Source organism: Saccharothrix sp. NRRL B-16314, assembly GCF_000716595.1.
In the GTDB taxonomy this organism is placed as follows: Bacteria; Actinomycetota; Actinomycetes; order Mycobacteriales; family Pseudonocardiaceae; genus Actinosynnema.
The window spans coordinates 617907-636090 of record NZ_JNXC01000001.1 but is presented as its reverse complement, the minus strand read 5'-3'; the positions used below and the strand labels follow the sequence as shown (position 1 = coordinate 636090).

Annotated in this window: 22 protein-coding genes; 9 read left to right on the top strand and 13 right to left on the bottom strand. The window is 72.7% G+C overall.

What is annotated here, in order from left to right:
• Positions 1-43 precede the first annotated feature (43 nt).
• From OQ02_RS03125 to OQ02_RS03110, 4 genes are all read right to left on the bottom strand, one after another.
• Positions 44-544 carry a YbjN domain-containing protein gene (locus tag OQ02_RS03125; RefSeq protein WP_231499849.1) on the bottom strand — a complete coding sequence of 167 codons (501 nt, stop codon included), beginning with the start codon at positions 542-544 and terminating at the stop codon, positions 44-46.
• Positions 541-1794 carry a D-inositol-3-phosphate glycosyltransferase gene (gene mshA, locus OQ02_RS03120; protein WP_033436593.1) on the bottom strand — a complete coding sequence of 418 codons (1254 nt, stop codon included), beginning with the start codon at positions 1792-1794 and terminating at the stop codon, positions 541-543. Before mshA ends, OQ02_RS03125 begins: the two co-directional genes overlap by 4 nt.
• Entirely contained in the window at positions 1791-2588 is a 798-nt protein-coding gene (locus OQ02_RS03115; RefSeq protein WP_033436592.1) for an alpha/beta fold hydrolase, read from the bottom strand. The genes mshA and OQ02_RS03115 overlap by 4 nt, the downstream gene beginning before the upstream one ends.
• 68 nt (positions 2589-2656) lie before the next feature.
• Entirely contained in the window at positions 2657-3802 is a 1146-nt protein-coding gene (locus OQ02_RS03110) for a L,D-transpeptidase (protein ID WP_033436591.1), read from the bottom strand.
• 79 nt (positions 3803-3881) lie between these two features.
• On the opposite strand from OQ02_RS03110, the gene OQ02_RS03105 reads away from it, so the two are divergent.
• Entirely contained in the window at positions 3882-4613 is a 732-nt protein-coding gene (locus OQ02_RS03105; protein WP_033436590.1) for an SDR family NAD(P)-dependent oxidoreductase, read from the top strand.
• Here the strand turns inward: OQ02_RS03105 and OQ02_RS03100 are convergent.
• Both OQ02_RS03100 and OQ02_RS03095 read right to left on the bottom strand, forming a co-directional pair.
• Entirely contained in the window at positions 4567-5562 is a 996-nt protein-coding gene (locus tag OQ02_RS03100; protein WP_033436976.1) for a hypothetical protein, read from the bottom strand. The two genes, OQ02_RS03105 and OQ02_RS03100, sit on opposite strands and share 47 nt — an antisense overlap.
• A gap of 135 nt (positions 5563-5697) precedes the next feature.
• On the bottom strand, positions 5698-6807 hold the full coding sequence (locus tag OQ02_RS03095; RefSeq protein ID WP_051771588.1) for a UDP-N-acetylmuramate dehydrogenase: 1110 nt from the start codon (positions 6805-6807) through the stop codon (positions 5698-5700).
• On the opposite strand from OQ02_RS03095, the gene OQ02_RS03090 reads away from it, so the two are divergent.
• The 5 genes from OQ02_RS03090 (at position 6806) to OQ02_RS03070 (ending at position 10865) form a co-directional block, all read left to right on the top strand.
• Positions 6806-7300, top strand: a complete 495-nt coding sequence (locus tag OQ02_RS03090) for a DUF2505 domain-containing protein (RefSeq protein WP_033436589.1) — start codon at positions 6806-6808, stop codon at positions 7298-7300. The genes OQ02_RS03095 and OQ02_RS03090 overlap by 2 nt on opposite strands.
• The gene (locus tag OQ02_RS03085) at positions 7279-8085 is read left to right on the top strand and encodes a methylase (protein WP_033436588.1); all 807 of its coding nucleotides are present in this window, start codon (positions 7279-7281) and stop codon (positions 8083-8085) included. The genes OQ02_RS03090 and OQ02_RS03085 overlap by 22 nt, the downstream gene beginning before the upstream one ends.
• 10 nt (positions 8086-8095) lie before the next feature.
• Positions 8096-8830 carry a maleylpyruvate isomerase family mycothiol-dependent enzyme gene (locus OQ02_RS03080; RefSeq protein ID WP_231499848.1) on the top strand — a complete coding sequence of 245 codons (735 nt, stop codon included), beginning with the start codon at positions 8096-8098 and terminating at the stop codon, positions 8828-8830.
• Between the two features lie 11 nt (positions 8831-8841).
• On the top strand, positions 8842-9720 hold the full coding sequence (gene purU / locus OQ02_RS03075) for a formyltetrahydrofolate deformylase (protein ID WP_033436973.1): 879 nt from the start codon (positions 8842-8844) through the stop codon (positions 9718-9720).
• Between the two features lie 62 nt (positions 9721-9782).
• Entirely contained in the window at positions 9783-10865 is a 1083-nt protein-coding gene (locus tag OQ02_RS03070) for an LOG family protein (protein ID WP_033436587.1), read from the top strand.
• On the opposite strand, the gene OQ02_RS03065 is transcribed toward OQ02_RS03070, so the two are convergent.
• A complete protein-coding gene (locus OQ02_RS03065; RefSeq protein ID WP_197043200.1) occupies positions 10837-12237 on the bottom strand; it encodes an amidase in 1401 nt (466 codons plus the stop codon). The two genes, OQ02_RS03070 and OQ02_RS03065, sit on opposite strands and share 29 nt — an antisense overlap.
• Before the next feature lie 16 nt (positions 12238-12253).
• Here OQ02_RS03065 and OQ02_RS03060 point away from each other — a divergent pair, with 16 nt between their 5' ends.
• The gene (locus OQ02_RS03060; protein WP_033436585.1) at positions 12254-12769 is read left to right on the top strand and encodes a TetR/AcrR family transcriptional regulator; all 516 of its coding nucleotides are present in this window, start codon (positions 12254-12256) and stop codon (positions 12767-12769) included.
• Positions 12770-12772: 3 nt separating this feature from the next.
• Here OQ02_RS03060 and OQ02_RS03055 read toward each other — a convergent pair whose 3' ends face one another.
• Complete coding sequence (locus OQ02_RS03055; protein WP_033436584.1) at positions 12773-13321, bottom strand: YbaK/EbsC family protein; 549 nt, start codon at positions 13319-13321, stop codon at positions 12773-12775.
• Between the two features lie 71 nt (positions 13322-13392).
• On the opposite strand from OQ02_RS03055, the gene OQ02_RS03050 reads away from it, so the two are divergent.
• Positions 13393-14151: a MerR family transcriptional regulator gene (locus OQ02_RS03050; protein ID WP_033436583.1), complete on the top strand. Its 759-nt coding sequence runs from the start codon at positions 13393-13395 to the stop codon at positions 14149-14151.
• 60 nt (positions 14152-14211) lie between these two features.
• On the opposite strand, the gene OQ02_RS03045 is transcribed toward OQ02_RS03050, so the two are convergent.
• From OQ02_RS03045 to OQ02_RS03025, 5 genes are all read right to left on the bottom strand, one after another.
• On the bottom strand, positions 14212-14766 hold the full coding sequence (locus OQ02_RS03045; protein WP_033436972.1) for a type 1 glutamine amidotransferase domain-containing protein: 555 nt from the start codon (positions 14764-14766) through the stop codon (positions 14212-14214).
• A gap of 9 nt (positions 14767-14775) precedes the next feature.
• Positions 14776-15438, bottom strand: a complete 663-nt coding sequence (locus OQ02_RS03040; RefSeq protein ID WP_033436582.1) for an alpha/beta fold hydrolase — start codon at positions 15436-15438, stop codon at positions 14776-14778.
• Complete coding sequence (locus OQ02_RS03035) at positions 15432-15716, bottom strand: DUF2516 family protein (RefSeq protein WP_442973573.1); 285 nt, start codon at positions 15714-15716, stop codon at positions 15432-15434. Before OQ02_RS03035 ends, OQ02_RS03040 begins: the two co-directional genes overlap by 7 nt.
• Before the next feature lie 116 nt (positions 15717-15832).
• Positions 15833-16534, bottom strand: coding sequence for a hypothetical protein (locus OQ02_RS03030; protein WP_033436581.1), 702 nt, complete (start codon positions 16532-16534; stop codon positions 15833-15835).
• Positions 16535-16539: 5 nt separating this feature from the next.
• Positions 16540-16926 (bottom strand): helix-turn-helix domain-containing protein, encoded by a 387-nt coding sequence (locus tag OQ02_RS03025; protein WP_033436580.1) that lies wholly within the window; start codon positions 16924-16926, stop codon positions 16540-16542.
• A 112-nt stretch (positions 16927-17038) separates the two neighbouring features.
• On the opposite strand from OQ02_RS03025, the gene OQ02_RS03020 reads away from it, so the two are divergent.
• A complete protein-coding gene (locus tag OQ02_RS03020; protein WP_033436970.1) occupies positions 17039-18175 on the top strand; it encodes a methyltransferase domain-containing protein in 1137 nt (378 codons plus the stop codon).
• Positions 18176-18184: the final 9 nt, after the last annotated feature.

The window sequence follows — 18184 nt, the reverse complement described above, 5'->3', positions numbered from 1 at the left end:
CGGTGGGACGGGACTCGGGCTCACCGCAGTTGCGCGGGTGCGATCACGATTCGGACACCAGGTGGCGGAACGCCTGGAGGTTGGCCAGCGGCTCGCCGCGCGAGACCCGCCAGTCCCACTCCCGCTGGATGGCGCCGGCGAACCCGATCTCCAGCAGCGTGTTGAAGTCGCCGTCGGCCGCCTCGACCACCTGCCCGAGTACGCGGTCCAGCTCGTCGGGCGTCACGGCGTGCGGCGCGATCCGGCCGACCAGGTAGATGTCACCGGTCGTGTCGATCGTGTAGTGCACGCCGTACAGCTTCGCGTTGCGCCGCAACAAGAACCGGTAGACGTCCTCGTGCGCCTCGTCGGGCTTGCGGCACACGAACGCCTCCACGACCAGCGCGTGCCGGCCGGCCACGAGCCAGCAGTTCGTCTGGAGCTTCTTCGTGCCGGGCAGGGTCACGAAGAACCGGCCCGGTCCCTTGCGGTCGTACCCGAGCTCCCGTTCGTCCAAAGTGGACCGGATGACGTCGTCCAGGTCCTGTTCCGGTTCCCGGCTCAAGCGAACACCTCCTCGCGGAACACATCGCGTGCTTCGGCGTACCCCGCGAGGAGTGAATCAGTCGTCCGGTCCCACGAGAACCTGCGGGCGTGGCCGACCGCGTTGCCGGCCAGCTCCTCCCGGTAGCCGGGGTTCAGCACGACGTCGGACAGCGCCCGCGCCCACGGCTCGGCGTCGTGGCCGTCCACCAGCGCGCCGGACACGCCGTCGCGAACGGCCACCGGCAGCCCGCCGACGGACGCCGCGACGACCGGTGTGCCGCACGCCTGCGCCTCCAGCGCGACCAGGCCGAACGACTCGTTGTAGCTGGGCACGGCGACCACGTCGGCCGCCCGGTAGATCCGCGCCAGGTCCGCGCCGCCCTGCGGTGGCAGGAACCGCACCACGTCGGAGATCCGCAGTTCCGCCGCGAGCCGCACCAGCTGGTCCGGCGTCTTCATGCCCGAGCCGGACGGCCCACCGACGATCAGGACGACCAGCCGCGACCGCAGCGCCGGCTCGCGCGCGAGCATCTCGGCGGCGGCGCGCAGCAGCACGTCCGGCGCCTTCAACGGCTGGATGCGCCCCACGAACGCGAGCACGACGGACTCCGGCCCCAGCCCCAACGCCGACCGCGCGGCCTCCCGGTCGCCCGGCCGGAATCGCTCCAGGTCGACGCCCGGCGGCACCACCAGCACCTTGTCCGGGTCCGCGTCGTACAGCTTGATCAGCTCGGCGGCTTCGACGTCGGTGTTGGCGAGCAGCCGGTCCGCCTCGGTGACGACCTGCTCCTCGCCGATCACCCGCATCCGGGGCTCGGGCGTGTCGGCCGCGGCCAGCGCCAGGTTCTTGACCTTCGCCAGGGTGTGCGCGGTGTGCACCAGCGGCACGGCCCAGCGTTCCCGGGCCAGCCAGCCGACCTGGCCGGACAGCCAGTAGTGGGAGTGGACGACGTCGTAGTGGCCCGGCTCGTGCCGTGCCTCGGCGCGCAGCACGCCCGCGGCGAACGCGCAGAGCTGACCGGGCAGCTCCTCCTTGCCCAGGCCCTCGAACGGGCCCGCCACCACGTGCCTGACCTTCACGCCCGGCGCGAGCTCGGCGACCGGCGGCAGGTCCGACGAGGTGGCCCGGGTGAAGATCTCCACCTCGATGCCGCGCTGCGCCATCCGCGTCGCGGTCTGCACGATGTAGACGTTCATGCCGCCCGCGTCGCCCGTGCCGGGCTGCTCCAGCGGCGAGGTGTGCACGGAGAGCACGGCGACCCGCTTCACCGGGAGACCTCCGCGACGAAGCCGGCCAGGTCGGCGGCGAACCGTTCGGGCTGTTCGAGGAACGGCGCGTGTCCCGTGCGGTCGTAGCGGCGCAAGTCGGCTCCGGGGATCATGGCTGCCGCGTACTCGCCGGCGGCCGGGTCGACCACCTCGTCGGCGGTGCCGTGCACCACCAGTGTCGGCTTGTCGACCGCCTTCAGCACGGCGGCGCTCTCCACGTCGCGCTTGAACATCTCGCGGCGCACCCGCGGCGGGACGCGCAGCGCCGTGCCCAGCATCCGCTGCACCAGCTCGCCGGGGACACCAGGCGCCTGGTCGCGGTAGAACCCGGTCAACGCGGGCACCGCCACCGCCGGGTCCTCCGACAACGAGTCCGGCAGCATGGCCTTCGACAACCGGCCGGTGAGCCCGCCGGGCCGGCCCTCGCCCAGCTCGGTGAGCGCGCCGACCAGCACCACCCCGGACACCCCCGCCGTGCCGTGCGCGCGCAGGTAGTCGGTGATCACCAACCCGCCGTAGGACCAGCCGACCAGCACCGCAGGCCTGCCGACGTGGTCGAGCACCGCGCGCAGGTCGGCGGCCCAGGCGGCCGAGTCGCGGTAGCCGCCCTCGGTGACCTCCGAGTCGCCGTGACCGCGCAGGTCGAGCGCGTACGAGCGGTACGGCGGATCAGGCGGCCACACCTCCCCGGACTGGGCCCAACCGTGCACCAGCACTACCGCCGGGGCGTCCACCGGGCCCGCTTCGCGGACCGCCAGCCGGACGCCACCGGCGTCGAGGAGAGTGTTCTGCACGATCTAGGACAACGCTCGGGTCATCCTGTCGCTTCCCGACGCAAGCGGATTTCTGCCGTGGCAGTCCGTCACAGCGCGGACATGGTCTGCCACTGGGCCCAGGGGATCTGCCAGTCGTACCAGTCGAACTGCGGCGGGAGGGTGGTGATCGAGCCGGTGACCTCGACCGGGTCGCCCACGAGCGCGCTGTCGTAGTACGCCTTGGCGTCGGCCTCCAGCAGGTTCGCGCAGCCGTGCGAGGTGTTGTTCTTGCCGATGTTCGCCGCGTTGTCGTTGTTCTCGTGGATGAACTCGCCGTGGTTGGAGAACCGGACGGCCCACTTCTTCACCACGTTGGTGTAGCCGTAGCGCGGGTTGTCGAAGCTGAACTGCGGGTCCTTCTGCATCACCACGAACGTGCCGTTGGGCGTGGTCAGCTCCGGGTCCGCGTCCTTGCCGAACGACGCCGGGTAGGACGCCACGGTCTGCCCGTCGCGCTGCACCACGAGCTGGTGCGACGGCGTGTCGATCTTCACGACCTGGTTGCGGCCGATGGTGAAGTCGCTGGTCACGTCCGCGCGGCCGAACGCGCCGCCACCGTAGGGGACGCCGTAGAGCTTCGCCTCGACGTGGACCCGGGTGTTCGCGGGCCAGTACTTCTCCGGCCGGTAGTGCACGGCGCGGGAGTTCAGCCAACCCCAGCTGCCCTGCACGCCCGCCGAGTTGGTGACCGTCAGCGCCTTCTCCACGGTGGCCCGGTCGGCGACGTCCGCGTCGAACTCGACCTTGATCGGGACCGCGACACCCATCGTCTGGTTGTCGCCGGGGAACAGCGTGGCGCGCACCTGGACGGCCGGCGTGATGGTGCTGAACGTGCCCGTGAGGTCGACCGGCCTGCCGTCGGTGCCGGTGGCCCGGCCCGCGTACGTGTAGCTCTTGCCGTAGCCCAGCGGCTCGGTGCTCGACCAGGACTTCTTGTCGTCGGCGAGCTTGCCCTTGACGGGCTGCCCCTCGGGGTTGGTGAGCTTGACCTCGTCGATGACGCCCTCGGCCACCGTGACCTGCACCGGCACGGTCACCGGCACGTCGGCCGCGCCGTCGGCGGGCGCGGTGGTGACCTTCGCCACCGGCGGGTTGTCGCCGCCCACCGGTTTGGCCGTGCCCTGTTCCACCTGCGCCGAGCAGCCGGCCAGCAGGGCCAAGCCGACCAGCAGAGCCGCCAATCTCCTGTGCACGTTACGACCTCCCGATCGAAGGACGTCCCGCACGGCGTTCGGTGTGGGTGATCTGCATCACACACCTAGGATCGCCTGCGTGAACCGTCCTATCGCAGTCGTGACCGGAGCCAGCGCGGGCATCGGTGAGGCCACCGCCCGCAGGCTCGCCGCCGAGGGCTTCCACGTGGTGCTGGGCGCCCGGCGGATCGACCGCCTCCAGGCTATCGCGGACGAGATCGGGGGCACGGCGGTCGAGCTGGACGTCACGTCCGCGCCGTCGGTGGAGGCGTTCGTCGACGCCGTCCCCGCCGCCCGGGTGCTGGTCAACAACGCCGGCGGCGCGCGTGGCATGTCCACCGTGGCGCAAGCCGACGAGGAGCACTGGCGGTGGATGTGGGAGACGAACGTGCTGGGCACGCTGCGGGTCACCAAGGGCCTGCTGCCGAAGCTCATCGCCTCCGGTGACGGGCACGTGGTCACCGTGACCTCGGTCGCCGCCTTCGAGGCCTACGACAACGGTTCCGGGTACACGTCGGCCAAGCACGCGCAGTCGGCGCTGCACCGGACGCTGCGCGGTGAGCTGCTGGGGCAGCCGGTGCGGGTGACCGAAATCCTGCCGGGCATGGTGGAGACGGACTTCTCGGTGAACCGGTTCGACGGCGACGCCGAGCGGGCCGCCGCCGTCTACCAGGGCGTGACCCCGCTGACCGCGGACGACGTGGCGGACGTGATCGCGTTCGCGGTGACCAGGCCCTCGCACGTGAACCTCGACCAGATCGTGCTCAAGCCCCGGGCGCAGGCGTCGGCGAGCCGCGTGCACCGGGCGTGAGCAGGTCGACGTCGAGCTGGTCGAGCACCGGGCCGATGGGGTTCGCGAAACCGCGGTGCGGGCTGCCGCCGCAGTAGAGGCCGACCACCCGGTTGCCGTCGTCGAGCAGGACGGCGCCCGAGTCGCCGTGGTCGGCGAACCCCGGCGTCTCGACCCGGATCTGGTCGTACAGGGTGCGGACGCCGATGCCGACGCCGAAGTCCAGCCTGATCACGGCGTCCGTCGAGGCGACCAGGCCTTCGGTGACGGCCGTCGTCCGGCCGCGCTTGCGCACGCGCCGGCCGACCCGCGCCTCGGCTTGGCCCAGCACGGGGCCCAGCCCCACGACGTCCAGCCGCACGCACGGCGTGGTGAGCATGATCGCGGCGGCGTCCACCGCGCCGGCCAGGGCGGCCCGCGCCAGCGCGCCGACGCGGTCGTGCACCGGGTGCCCGCCGTCGACCCGGGACGGGTGCACCATCGGGTCACCGACCGCCCAGGCGTCGTCCACGCAGGCCACGTGGAACGACGTCAGCGCCATGACCATGTGCCGGCGGCGCGGCGTGACGAACGCGCCCAACGTCCCGGCGATCACGTAGTCGTCCACTTCGGGGACGTCCGGCGGCACGAACCGGATCGCCCGGCTCGGCCCGATCCCGATCCCGCCCAGCAGCAGCTCGTGCCGCTCCGCCCCGCTCACGCCTTCGGGTGACGCGATGGTGTGGTGCGGCGAGAACGAGTCCTCGACCACGTCGGTCGGCACGCCCAGCACGTCCGGCGGGATGGTGAACTGGGCGGCCGGGCCCTTGCGGCGGACGAACACGACGATGGCCGACTCGCCGGTCGGCCGACCGGCGACGGTCTTCTCGCCGAGGTCCACACCCACCACGCCGGGCCGGCTCAGGAAGTCGTCCTCAACCAGCTTCTTGATCGGCCTGATCGCCGCTCGCTCGTCGTCCGGGTAGGCCATGGCGACCTCCAACGGGTGCCCCTACCACCATGAAACGCGCGGAGTGAGGTTTCGTCACACGCAGTCACCCGTTCGGCTGTCCAGCCGACACGGTGGAGGACGGGCCCGGCAGGTCGCGGCGGCCGGTCCGCGGGCTCACCGCAGGTCGCAGGACACCAACACCGGCTCCGGGCGCAGCTCCACGCCGAACGCCGTCCGCACCCCGTCGCGCACCTCGCGCGCCAGGTCCAGCAGGTCCTCGGTCGACGCCCCGCCGCGGTTCGTCAACGCCAGGGTGTGCTTGCCCGACAGCGCCACCCGACCGCCCGGCCCGCGGTACCCGCGGTGGAAGCCGGCGCGTTCGATCAGCCACGCCGCCGACAGCTTCGAGAACCCGGCGCCCGCCGGGTACGTCGGCACGTCCACGTGCGACCCGAGCCGCTCGGCGATCCGGATCAGCACCCCGGTCAACGTCGAGTCGTCCACCAGCGGGTTGGTGAAGAACGAGCCCGCGCTCCACGTGTCGTGGTCCGTCGCGTCCAGCACCATGCCCTTGCCGCGCCGCAGTTCCAGCACCGCCTTGCGGGCCGCGTCGGCGGGCACCCGGTCGCCCGGCGCCACGCCCAGCACCCGCGCCAGCTCGGCGTACCGGATAGGCGCGGACTGACCGCCCGCCGTCAGCGCGAAGCGTGCCCGCAGCACCACCGCGTGGTCCGTGCCCTTCAGCACGCTCGTCCGGTAGGCCAGCCCCAGCCCGTCGGCGGGCACCTGGTGCACCCGGCCGGTGCGGCGGTCCAGCAGGTCGACCGAGGTCAGCACCTGCGCCACCTCCACGCCGTACGCGCCGACGTTCTGCACGGGCGTCGCGCCGACCAGGCCGGGGATGCCGGACAGGCACTCCAGCCCGCCCAGGCCCTGCGCCACGGCCTCCGCGACGACCGAGTCCCAGTCCTCGCCCGCCTCGACGGTGAGCTGCACCAGCCCGTCGCCCAGCGGGTCGAGCCGACGGCCGGCCGTGCCGACCCGCACCACCGTGCCGGCGAACCCGGCGTCCGCGACCACGAGGTTCGACCCGCCGCCGAGCAGCAGCAGCGGTTCACCGGACGCGTCCAACTCGCGCACGGTCTCGACCAGCTCGGCGGCCGTGGTGGCGCGCGTGAACCTCGCCGCGGGGCCACCGAGCCTGAGCGTGGTGCACTCGGCCAGCGGCACACGGGTACTGGAGGGCGGGGTTGTCACGACCGTGAACGGTAGCCTCCGCGACATGGCACGCCGCATCGAGCACCGAACCACGTCCCGCCGGCCCGCGCGGGACGTGTACGCAGCGCTGGTGGACGAGACGCACCTGCGCGACCGGCTGGCCGCGCTGGGCGGCACGGACCCGGAACTGGTCGCCTTCACGACCACGGGCACGAGCACGTCGTACCAGCTCAAGCAGGGTGTCCCGGCCGACAAGCTGCCGTCGGTGGCACGCGGTCTGCTCGGCGGCGACCTCGTCATCGACCGCGCCGAGTCGTGGACCGAGGCCGGTTACGCGGGCACGGTCGAGGTGACGCTGAACGGCGTTCCGGGCCGGCTGGACGGCACGATCACGCTCGCCGACACCGCGAGTGGGAGTGAACTCACCCTCACGGGTCAGGTAAAAGTAGGCATCCCGCTCATGGGCGGGAAGCTGGAGACGTTGATCGCCGAGCAGGTCGCCCTGCTGCTGGACAAGGAAACCGAGTTCACCGCCGAATGGCTCGATCGCCGCGCCTAGCCGCGGGCCGGGCACGCGCGCTCGGCCTGCCCACGAGGGGCACGACCAACCCGAACCGCCTGCGCCGGGTCGACCGGTGGGTCGCGCACGCCTACCGCGACCTGCTGCTGTCCCACGACCAGCCGCTGGTGGTGGACCTCGGCTACGGGTCGTCGCCCGTCACCACGGTCGAACTGGCCTCCAGGCTCGGCAAGGTCGCCCCGGACGTCCGGGTGCTCGGCCTGGAGCTGGACGCGGACCGGGTCGCCGCGGGCAAGGAGGTCGCCGACCCGCCGCGGCTGGACTTCCGGCGCGGCGGGTTCGAGCTGGCCGGCGCCCGCCCGGTGCTGCTGCGCGCGTTCAACGTGCTGCGCCAGTACACCGAGGAGCAGGCGGCGGAGGCGTGGGACACCATGGTCGGCCGCCTCGCGCCGGGCGGTGTGCTGGTCGAGGGCACGTGCGACGAGATCGGCCGCCGCTGCTCCTGGGTCGCGCTGACCGCCGAAGGACCGCGAACGTTCACGCTGTCGTGCCTGCCCGCCGACCTGGAAGCACCGGGCGACCTGGCCGAACGGCTGCCTAAGGCGTTGATCCACCACAACGTTCCCGGCGAGAAGGTGCACGCGCTGCTGAGCGAGCTGGACGCGTGCTGGGCGACGGCCGCGCCGTTCGCCCCCTACGGGCCGCGTGCCCGCTGGGTGGAGTCGGTGCGGCTGCTGGCCGCGCGCGGCTGGCCGGTGCTGGACGACCGGAAGCGCTGGAGGCTCGGCGAGGTCACCGTGTCGTGGGACGTCGTGAGTCCCTAGGCTGTGTGGAGTGGACCACGCGGACTTCGTGCAGCAGATGAGGACCCAGTACGCAGCACTCCGGGACGCGGCCGTGGCCGCCGGGCCGGACGCGCCGGTGCCGACGTGCCCGGGGTGGACGGTGCGCAACCTGGTCGACCACGTCGCGCGGGTGCACTCGTGGGCGTTGCGGGCCCTGCACACCGCGCCGGGCGCCGAGTGGCCCCACGCCGACGAGCGGCCCGCGGACTGGGACGACCTGCTCCCGTGGTGGGAGGCGAAGTTCGCCGAGCTGGCGGACACGCTGGCCGGCAGCCCGTCGAACACGCCCGCGTGGTCGTTCTCCGAGGCGGAGGACTTCGGCTTCTGGTCCCGCCGGCAGGCGCACGAGACGGCGATCCACCGGCTGGACGCCGAGCACGCCCTGCACGGCTCGGACGTGCCGTCGCTGCTGTTCGACGTGGAGTTCGCGGCGGACGGCGTCGACGAGTACCTGACCCGGATGATGGTGCGCGCCGCCGAGCGCAAGCCGGTCGAACTGGCCGGCCGGGTGCTGTTCCACGCCGCGGACGCCGGTCGTGCCTGGGAGGTGCGGCTCACGCCGGGCGAGCCGCCGGAGGTCGGCCCGATCACCGGTTCGGCCACCGACGAGGACGCCACCGTCGCGGGCACCGCCGACGCGCTGTACCGGGCGGCGTGGGCGCGGCCGAGCGGAGCCATCACATCCGGTGACAGGTCGCTGCTGGACGGGCTGCCGCGACCGTAGATACTTCGGTGGTGTCCCTGCCTGAACGCCGCTACGTGATCACCTTCGGCTGCCGTGACCGGACCGGCATCGTGGCCAGGATCTCCTCGTTCCTGGCGGAGCACGGCGGGTGGATCGTCGAAGCGGCCTACCACACCGACCCGACCACCAGCTGGTTCTTCACCCGCCAGGAGGTCCGGGCGGACTCGCTGCCGTTCGGCGTGGACGAGCTGCGGACCCGGTTCACCGAGGTGGCCCGGGAACTGGGCGCGCTGCCCGGTTCCTGGCGGGTCACGGACACCGCCGAGCGCAAGCGCGTGGTGATCCTGGTGTCGAAGGACAAGCACTGCCTGTACGACCTGCTGGGCCGGGTGGCGGCGCAGGAGCTGGACGTGGACGTGTCGGCGGTCATCGGCAACCACGCTGGGATGGCCTGGATCACCCGCGCGCACGGCATCCCGTTCCACCACGTGCCGTTCCCGGTGAACGACCCGGAGGGCAAGCAGGCGGCGTTCGCGCAGCTGCGGCAGCTGGTCGACGCGCACGAGCCGCACGCGGTGGTGCTGGCGCGGTTCATGCAGATCCTGCCCGCGGAGCTGTGCGCGGACTGGGCCGGGCGGGCGCTGAACATCCACCACAGCTTCCTGCCGTCGTTCGTCGGCGCGCGGCCGTACCACCAGGCGCACAGCCGTGGCGTGAAGCTGATCGGGGCGACCTGCCACTACGTGACGGCGGACCTCGACGAGGGCCCGATCATCGAGCAGGACGTGATCCGGGTGGACCACGCCGACTCGGTCGGCGACATGGTCCGCAAGGGCCGTGACATCGAGAAGGTGGTGCTGGCGCGCGGTCTGCGCTGGCACCTCGAAGACCGGGTGCTGGTGCACGGGAACCAGACCGTCATCTTCTGAGGGCCCGTGCGGGCACCGCGGAAACGGCCGTGCGCGGCCGGCGCGGGTCGTAGGCTGCGCCGGTGCGCACCGAGTTCACCGATCCCGACCAGGTCCGCGCGGCGGGCGACCTGAAGCACGCCGTGCTCGTGGGTCTCGACCTGAGCGACGAAGACCTGGGCGTGCCGATGGACGGCGCGCTGTTCCTCGGCTGCACGCTCTCGCCGGTCGGGCAACGGCGCGCGGCGGCGGCCGGTGCGCTGGTGTTCCCGGCGATCCCGAACCTGCCGTACGACGTGTACCGGTCGCGGCTCTACACGCCGGCCGAGCTGTTCGCCGGGTTCGACCCGGCCGACCCGGTCTCCTACGCGAAGACCCCGGACGCCCTGATCTACCAGCACAGCCGGGCGCAGGGCCACAACCCGGACCCGCTGCACGCGCTGGCCGAACGCCTGCACGACCACGCGATCACCGACGCGTTGGCGGACGCGCTGCTCGGCACTCCGGTCGCGGTGATGGGCGGGCACGCGCTGGGCCGGGACACGGACGGCTACCGGCGGGCCGTGCGGCTGGGCGCGGCGCTCGGCGACGCCGGGTTCACCGTGCTGACCGGCGGCGGACCGGGCGTGATGGAGGCCGTGCCGCTGGGCGTGCGGGTCGGCGTGGACGAGCCGACGCTGAAGGACTTGGCCCGCGCGCCGAAGTTCGGCGACGACGCCGCGTCCATCGGCCGCTGGATCGCCGCGTGCCCCACCGACCTGCCGACGTCCGACCCGTCCGGTTCCGGCAAGCCGCGCACCATCGGCATCCCGACCTGGTTCTACGGCCACGAACCGCCGAACCCGGCGTGCGAGCTGCACGCCAAGTACTTCGCCAACTCGGTGCGCGAAGAGGGCCTGCTCACCGTCGCCACCGGCGGCATCATCTACACGCCGGGCAGCGCGGGCACCGTGCAGGAGGTCTTCCAGGACTACTGCCAGAACCACTACGGCTCGGTCGGCCCGGCCGCGCCGATGGTGTTCCTGGGCAAGGACTTCTGGGTGGACGAGGTGCCGGCCGCACCACTGGTCCGCAAGCTGGCCGAGGGCCGCGAGGCGGAGCGGTGGATCCTCGTCACCGACGACGTCGACGAGGCGGTCAGCTTCCTGCGGGCGTACGCGGCGTGATCACCCGCTCCACCACCTCCGCCGCGTCCAGGCACACGTCCTCGCGGTAGGACCGCCCGATCAGCTGGACGCCGACCGGCAGCCCGTCGACCACCCCGGTCGGCACGGCCACCGCGGGCAGGCCCGCGAAGCTGGTCGCGGTGCACAGCCGCATCGCGCCGGTCACCAGGTCGTGCCCCGCGCGCGAGCGCGACTCCAGCCCCGGCTCGGGCGGCCGCGCGGTGAACACCGGCCCGAGCACCAGCGGGAACCGGTCCAGGAACTCCGCCCACGCCCGCTTCACGCCCAGCAGCACGCCGGTGAGCCGCAGGTACTCGGCGACGTCCACCGGCTCGGCCTTCGCCATCGACAGCTCGATGTACCGGTGGCCTTCCGCGCCGAGCAGCGTGCGCACCACCGGCCAGCTCGGCGTGAACTCGGTCATCAGCATGTGCCCGTACGCCGACAGCGCCTCGTCCAGCATCGGCACGTCGGCCTCGACCACCTCGTACCCGGCGTCCGACAGCACCCCGGCGGCGTCCTCGACCGCGGCCCGCACGACCGGGTCGACCCCCGTGCGGCCGGGATCGGCGACCACGGCCACCCGACGCGGCACCGGCGACCCGGTCAGCGGCACGGGCACCGCCCTCGGGTCGCGCGGCGACGTGCCCGCCAGCGCACCGAACGCCAACCGCAGGTCGCCGACGGTCCGGGCGAGCGGCCCGTCCACCACGAACAGCTGCGCGCCCAGCGGCGGGTCGTCCGGACCGAGCCGGTGGTCGGCCGGGAACCGCCCGTAGGTCGGCTTCAACCCGGCCACGCCGCAGAACGCCGCCGGGATCCGCACCGAACCGCCGGAGTCGTTGCCCAGCCCCAACCCGGCCATACCAGTCGCCACCGCCACCCCGTCACCCCCGCTGGACCCGCCGGGCGTGACGGCCGGGTCCCACGGGTTGACCGTGTCGCCGAACAGCTCGCTGCGCGTGTGCATGCCGGCCAACGTGAGGGTCGGCATGTTCGAGTGGCCGATCGGAATGGCGCCCGCCGCGCGCAGCCGCGCCACCGGCGGCGCGTCCAGCGGTGTCACGAAGTCCTTGAACCGCACCGCTCCGTGCGTCGTCGGCACGCCGCCGATGGCGATGCTCTCCTTCACCGTGAAGGGCACCCCGGCCAACGGCCCGCGCGCGCCGTCGCGGTCGACGTCCGCCGCCTCGGCGATCGCCTGCTCGGCCAACGACCGCGTGATCGCGTTGACCACCGGGTTCACCGCGGCGATCCGCTCCAGGTGGCTCTCCACCAGTTCGACCGCCGTGACCCGGCCCGATCGCACCGCGGCGGCCTGCTCCGCCGCCGTCCAGTCCCACATGACGCCCCCGTTTCGATGCAACTGCATCGGATACTATCCACGGGTGCCCAAGAAGGTCGAATACGAATCCCGACGCAGGCAGATCACCGACGCGGTGTTCCTGCTGGCCGACGAACGCGGCCTCGAAGGCGTGACCCTCAGGGACGTCGCGGCGCGCGCCGACGTGTCGATGGGCGCGGTGCAGCGCTGTTTCCGCACCAGGGACGAGATGCTGCGGTTCGCCCTCGAAGAAGTGGGCAAGCGCGTCCTGGGTCGGGCGGGCGACAGCGCCACCCAGGCCGCACGGGCGATCGCGCTGCCCGAACGCGCCGAAGCCAGGGTGTGGCTCGCGTTCGTCGCGCAGGCCGCCGTCAGCCCGGCGCTCGCGCCCGTCCTGCGCGCGAGCTACGCCGACCTCGAAGCCATGTTCACCCGGCTCCTGGGCGACCGGACCCGGGCACGCACGCTGCTGGCACTGGCCGACGGGCTCACCGCGCACGTGCTCATCGGGCACCTCACGCACGACCAGGCGCGCGAGGTGCTCGACGGTCACCTGACGAGCCGACACCCCACGAGCTGACGCCTAGCGGGCGAGACCTTCGACGACCTCGGCGCCGGGGAGCTTCGCCAGCACCTCGCCGGGCACCAGCAGCTTGCTGCCCCGGACGCCGCTGCCGATCACCAGCTCCGGCGCCGCCGCCACCTCGGGCGACACCAGCACCGGCCAGTCCGCGGGCAGGCCGACGGGCGTGATGCCGCCGTACTCTATGCCGCTGAGCGACACCGCGTCGTCCATCGGCGCGAACGACGCCTTGCGCGCGTCCAACCGACGCCGGACGACACCGTTCACGTCCGCCCGCGTGGTCGCGAGCACGACGCACGCCGCGTACCGGACGGTGTCCCCGCGCCGGCCCGCGACGACGACGCAGTTCGCCGACGCCGCCAGCGGCGAGCCGTAGTGCGCGCAGAACTCGGCCGTGTCCGCCAGCGCGGGATCGATCTCCGCGACCGCGAACCGCGCGCCGTCCGCCATCGCCCGGAGCGCGGCGGCGACCGGAGCGGCCACCAGGTCCGGCCGGTCGAGGGCGGGCACGGGGGTCAGGGTTCCTGCGATCGTCCACACGCCGACCATCCTGCCGGCTCGCCTTGACGTTGACGCTGCGTCAACCTCTAGCGTAATCGGCACAGGGAGGGAGCACGGGAATGGCCTGGTCCATCGCACAGGTGGCGCGGATGTCGAAGGTGACTTCGCGGACGCTGCGGCACTACGACGCGATCGGCCTGCTCGAACCGGCGTGGATCGGCGGCAACGGCTACCGGTACTACGAGCGCGAGCAGCTGCTCAAGCTCCAGCAGATCCTGCTGCTGCGCGACCTGGGTCTCGGCCTCGACACCGTCGGCGAGGTCCTGGACGGGCGGCACCCGGCGGTCGCCGTGCTGCGCAACCACGCGCGGCGGCTGGCCGAGGAGCAGGAGCGGCTGGCGCGGCTGGCCAGGACCGTGTCCCGGACGATCGAGGAACTGGAAGGGGGTTATCGCATGAAGATGGAAGAGTTGTTCGACGGTTTCGACGCCGACCGCCAGGCCCGCTACGAGGCGGAACTGGTGGAGCGCTACGGCGACCAGGCGCAGGAGCACATCGACGAGGGCAAGCGCCGGATGCAGGGCTGGAGCAAGTCCGACGCCGACGGGTTCATGGCGGAGTGGCGGGCGATCTACCAGGCCTACACCGAGCTGTTCGACGCCGGTGTCGCGGTGGACTCGCCGCAGGCGCTGGACGTGACCGACCGGCACTTCCGGTGGCTGAGCCTGAGCTGGACGCCGAACCGGGAGTCGTACACCGGACTGGGGCGGTTGTACGTCGACTCCCCCGAGTTCAAGGCGCAGTTCGACGCGCACGCCGAGGGTTTCGGCGAGTACGTCCGCGACGCCATCGCGGCCTACGCGCAGGCCAGGCTCTAGCGCGGTGTCCACGGGGAGGTGCACATCCCCGTGGACCGGGCGTCGGAACCTTCCAGGCCGTCAGAGACCCTGCAGTCCGAACGCCTTCAACGCCTCGCGGTTGAACGCCGGCAGGTCGTCCGGTTTGCGGCTGGTCACCAGCTTCCAACCGCCGGCGCCGGACACGCACACCTCGCTGTCCTCCCACTCGCCGCCGGCGTTGCGGATGTCCGTGGCGAGGCTCGGGAACGACGTGAGCTTCTTGCCCCGCACCACGTCCGCCTCCACCAGCAGCCACGGCCCGTGGCAGATCGAGGCGACCGGCTTGCCCGCGGCCACGTGCCGCTTCACGAACTGCACCGCGTCGCGGTCCATCCGCAGGAAGTCGGCGTTCGCCACCCCGCCGGGGATCACCACGCCGTCGTAGTCCATCGGGTCCGCGTGCGCGAACGGCACGTCCACGGTGAACGTGTCGGCGGGCGTCAGGTGGTCGAACGCCTGCACCTGCCCCAGTTTGGGCGCGAGCAGCCTCGGCAGCGCACCGGCCTTCTCCACGTGCTGCCAGGGATCGGTCAGCTCGACCTGCTCGATGCCCTCCGTGTCGACCAGGAATGCGATCTTCTTCTGTTCGGCCATGCGCATCGGCTACCCGCGCAGGAAGTCCAGCAACCACCCGCGGACCTCGGCCCGGTGGGTCGTCCAGGACGGCACCAGCTCCAGCCGGCCGTTCGGGAACGCCGCCGCCACCTGCTTGGCCACGTCCTCCGGGTGCAGCGGGTCACGGGTCGCTCCGACGACCAGCACCGGGGCCGTGACCTGGGCCAACGCCGCGCGGTCGGTGAGCGCCACCTGGCCGGGCAGCTCCGCCAGCGCACCGTCCAGGCGGTCGAACGCGAGACGCCGCTCGGCCTGGTAACCGGGCGGGCCGCCGACGGCGGTGATGGCGTCCTCGCGGTCGAGCACCGGCCTCGGCTCGTCCAGCACGGCGGGCAGCAGCAACGCCACCCGGTCGAACGCGGCGGGTTCACCGGCCAGCACGGCGAGCAGCGCGCCGGCGGTCAGCGACACGCCGATCGCTTGCGTCGCACCGGTTTCCCGGGCGACCCCGCGCAGGTCGGCGGCGATCCGCCGGTAGCTCCAGTACCCCTCGGGCGCGTCGGGGGCGTCGCCGTGCGAGGGGAGGGTGACCACGACTTTCGTGCCCGGCAGCCCGGACGTGGGCAGCCGGGCCTCACCGGGTGTCGCGCCGAGGCCGTGTCCGACGAGCGTGACCGGCGTTCCGGAGCCGAAGCTCCGGAACGTCACCACCGGGGGCCGCGCTGGACCTCGATCAGCCGCGGCCGGACGTCGACCACGTACACCGTGACCGCGACCAGCCCGGCCAGCCAGAACATGCCGCCGGCGGAGAACGGGTGGAACAGCAGCAGGGCGAACGTGCCACCGCCGGTGATGCCCAGCCAGGCGGGCTTCGTCATGCGCTCGGCCGCCGTGTACGCGTCTGCCCGCTGCGAGAGGGCGTGCGCGAACGCGAAGACGCCCAGGACCAAGGCGGCGTAGTACGCCACGAACATGACCCAGGCGTCCAGGTAGAGCGGGCTGAAGTCCGGGAATGAGGGCAGCACGAGTTCAGCCTACGTGCGTTCGAGGTCCCCGGTACAGCGGAACGGGGCGCCCCTGGTGGGACGCCCCGAGCCGGTACCGGTCACTTGGTGGTGTCGGTGGGCTTCTTCGCCGCGGCCGGGCGGGTGCCGGTGGCCTTGGGCGTCGTGGCCTTGGTGGTGACGGGCTTGGTCACCGCGGCCGGCTTGCGCGGCGTCGGCGCGGTGCGGTCGGCCGCCTTGCGGGTGGTGTCGCGCACCTCCGCGGCGACGTCACCGCCGACCTCGACGACCGCCTCGGCCAGCTTCTCGCTCGCGTCGTCCAGGTCGCCGGCGACCTTCTCGCCGACCTCGCGGGTGCGGCGGGTGACCTTGCCGAGCACGTCGTCGGCCAGCACGCGGGCGTCGGCGGCGGCGGCCTCGGTGCGCTTCTGCGCGTTCTCGACGGCTTCCTCGACCTGGTGCAGCGCCTTCTGGAACTGCGGCTGGGTGCGCAGCTTCTCCAGCGCCTCCTCGCCGTGCTGGGCGAGGTACTGGTAGAGGTTCAGGGCCGACTGCGTGTACGCGTCGACGACCTTGCGCAGCTCCGCCGGGTCCAGCTTCTCCAGCAGGTCCTTCTTCAGGTCGGCCGACTCGGCGGCGTTGCGCGCCTCCTCGGCGCGCTCGCGGGCCTTGGTCAGCGCCTCGATGACGGCCTTCGCGGCCAGGTCACCGGCGCCGAGGGCGGCGAGCAACGGGGTGCGGGCGGCGGCGACGGCCTGCTCGCCGGCCTTCCGCAGCTCCTCGGTGGTGGGCATGTTCGGCATGGGGATCACTCCTCCGGCTTGGTCTGGTTGGCGGCGGTGTTCTCCCGCCGGAACGACTCGTAGACGTCGAGCAGCACCTGCTTCTGCCGCTCGGTCAGGTCGGGGGCGGTGACGATGGCGTCCGTGAGAGCGCCGCCCTCGCGCTGCTCCAGGATCCCGGCCTCGACGTACAGCGCCTCCGCCGAGATCCGCAGCCCCTTGGCGATCTGCTGCAGGATCTCCGCGCTCGGCTTGCGCAGCCCGCGCTCGATCTGGCTCAGGTACGGGTTGGAGACCCCGGCGAGCTTGGCCAGCTGCCGCAACGAGATCTTCGCGGTGTTGCGCTGCTCGCGGATGTACTCGCCGATGTCGCGGCCGAGATCGGCCACCGCCTTGTCGATGGACTTGTCCAAATTTGCGGCACCTCCTCGATCCGTATTCGACGGTACGCGGGGGTGCTAGCAGTTGCAAGCGTCCTGCTAGCGATCCGGCCGTGTGCTCGACCACAGCGCTACGGTGGTGGGCGTGGACCTCGCGGCAAACCTGCGCGACCAGCTCGTCGACTCGATGGTGGCCGCCGCTGTCATCCGCGATCCGCGCTGGGTGGAGGCGTTTCGGCAGGTCCCGCGGCACGTGTTCCTGCCGGGGTTCTTCGTCCAGCGGCCGGACGGCGCGTGGGAGGCGGTGACGTCCGCGCGCCCGGACCACCTCGCCCTCGTGTACCGGAACGACGTCTGCGTGACCCAGCTCGACGGCGACGACCGGGCGTGGCAGCAAGCACTCGTGAACGACGCCGCCACCGGGGTACCCACCAGCTCGTCGAGCATGCCGACGATCATGGCGATCATGCTGGAGGCCCTGGCCGTCACGCCGGGCGCCCGCGTGCTGGAGATCGGCACCGGCACCGGCTACAACGCGGCACTGCTCTGCCACGTGCTCGGCGACGCCCTGGTGACGTCGATCGACGTGGACGCCGGCGTGCTGGCGCGGGCCGAGGCGAGGCTCGCCGCCGCCGGCTACCACCCGACCTGCGTGGCGGGCGACGGCGAGCAGGGGTACGCGCCCCGTGCGCCTTACGACCGCGTCCTCGGTACGTGCGCCGTGTCCCGGATCCCTCCGGCGTGGCTCGCGCAGACCGCGCCGGGCGGCTTGATCGTCACCACGTTGAACCGCGCCATCGGCGCCGGGCTGGTCCGGCTCACCGTCCACGACGGCCGGGCCACCGGCCGCGTGCTGCTGGAGGACGGCCGGTTCATGCCGCTCCGCGCCCACCGCCAGTCGTGGGCCGACGACGCCCTCCTGGACGCCCTGACCGCGCCGGCGGCCGAATCCCGCACGACCTTGCTGCCGTCACGTGCCGTCGTGGACCCCGCCAGCGGCTTCGAGTTCTTCGCGGGCCTGGCGCTGTCCGAGGTCGCGATCGCGGCCGACCCGATCCGCCTGGTGCACCCCGACGGCTCGTGGGTCCGGCACCGGGGCGCGGTCGTGGACCAGGGCGGACCGCGTGCGCTGTGGGACGAGGCCGAAGCCGCCTACCGCCAGTGGCGGGCCCTCGGCAAACCCCGCCGCCACCAGTTCACCTTCACCGCCACGCCCACCGAGCAGTACTTCGCCCTCGACAAGACCCCGCACACCTGGCCCCTGCCCAGCTCCGACGGGTGAGGCGGGCGG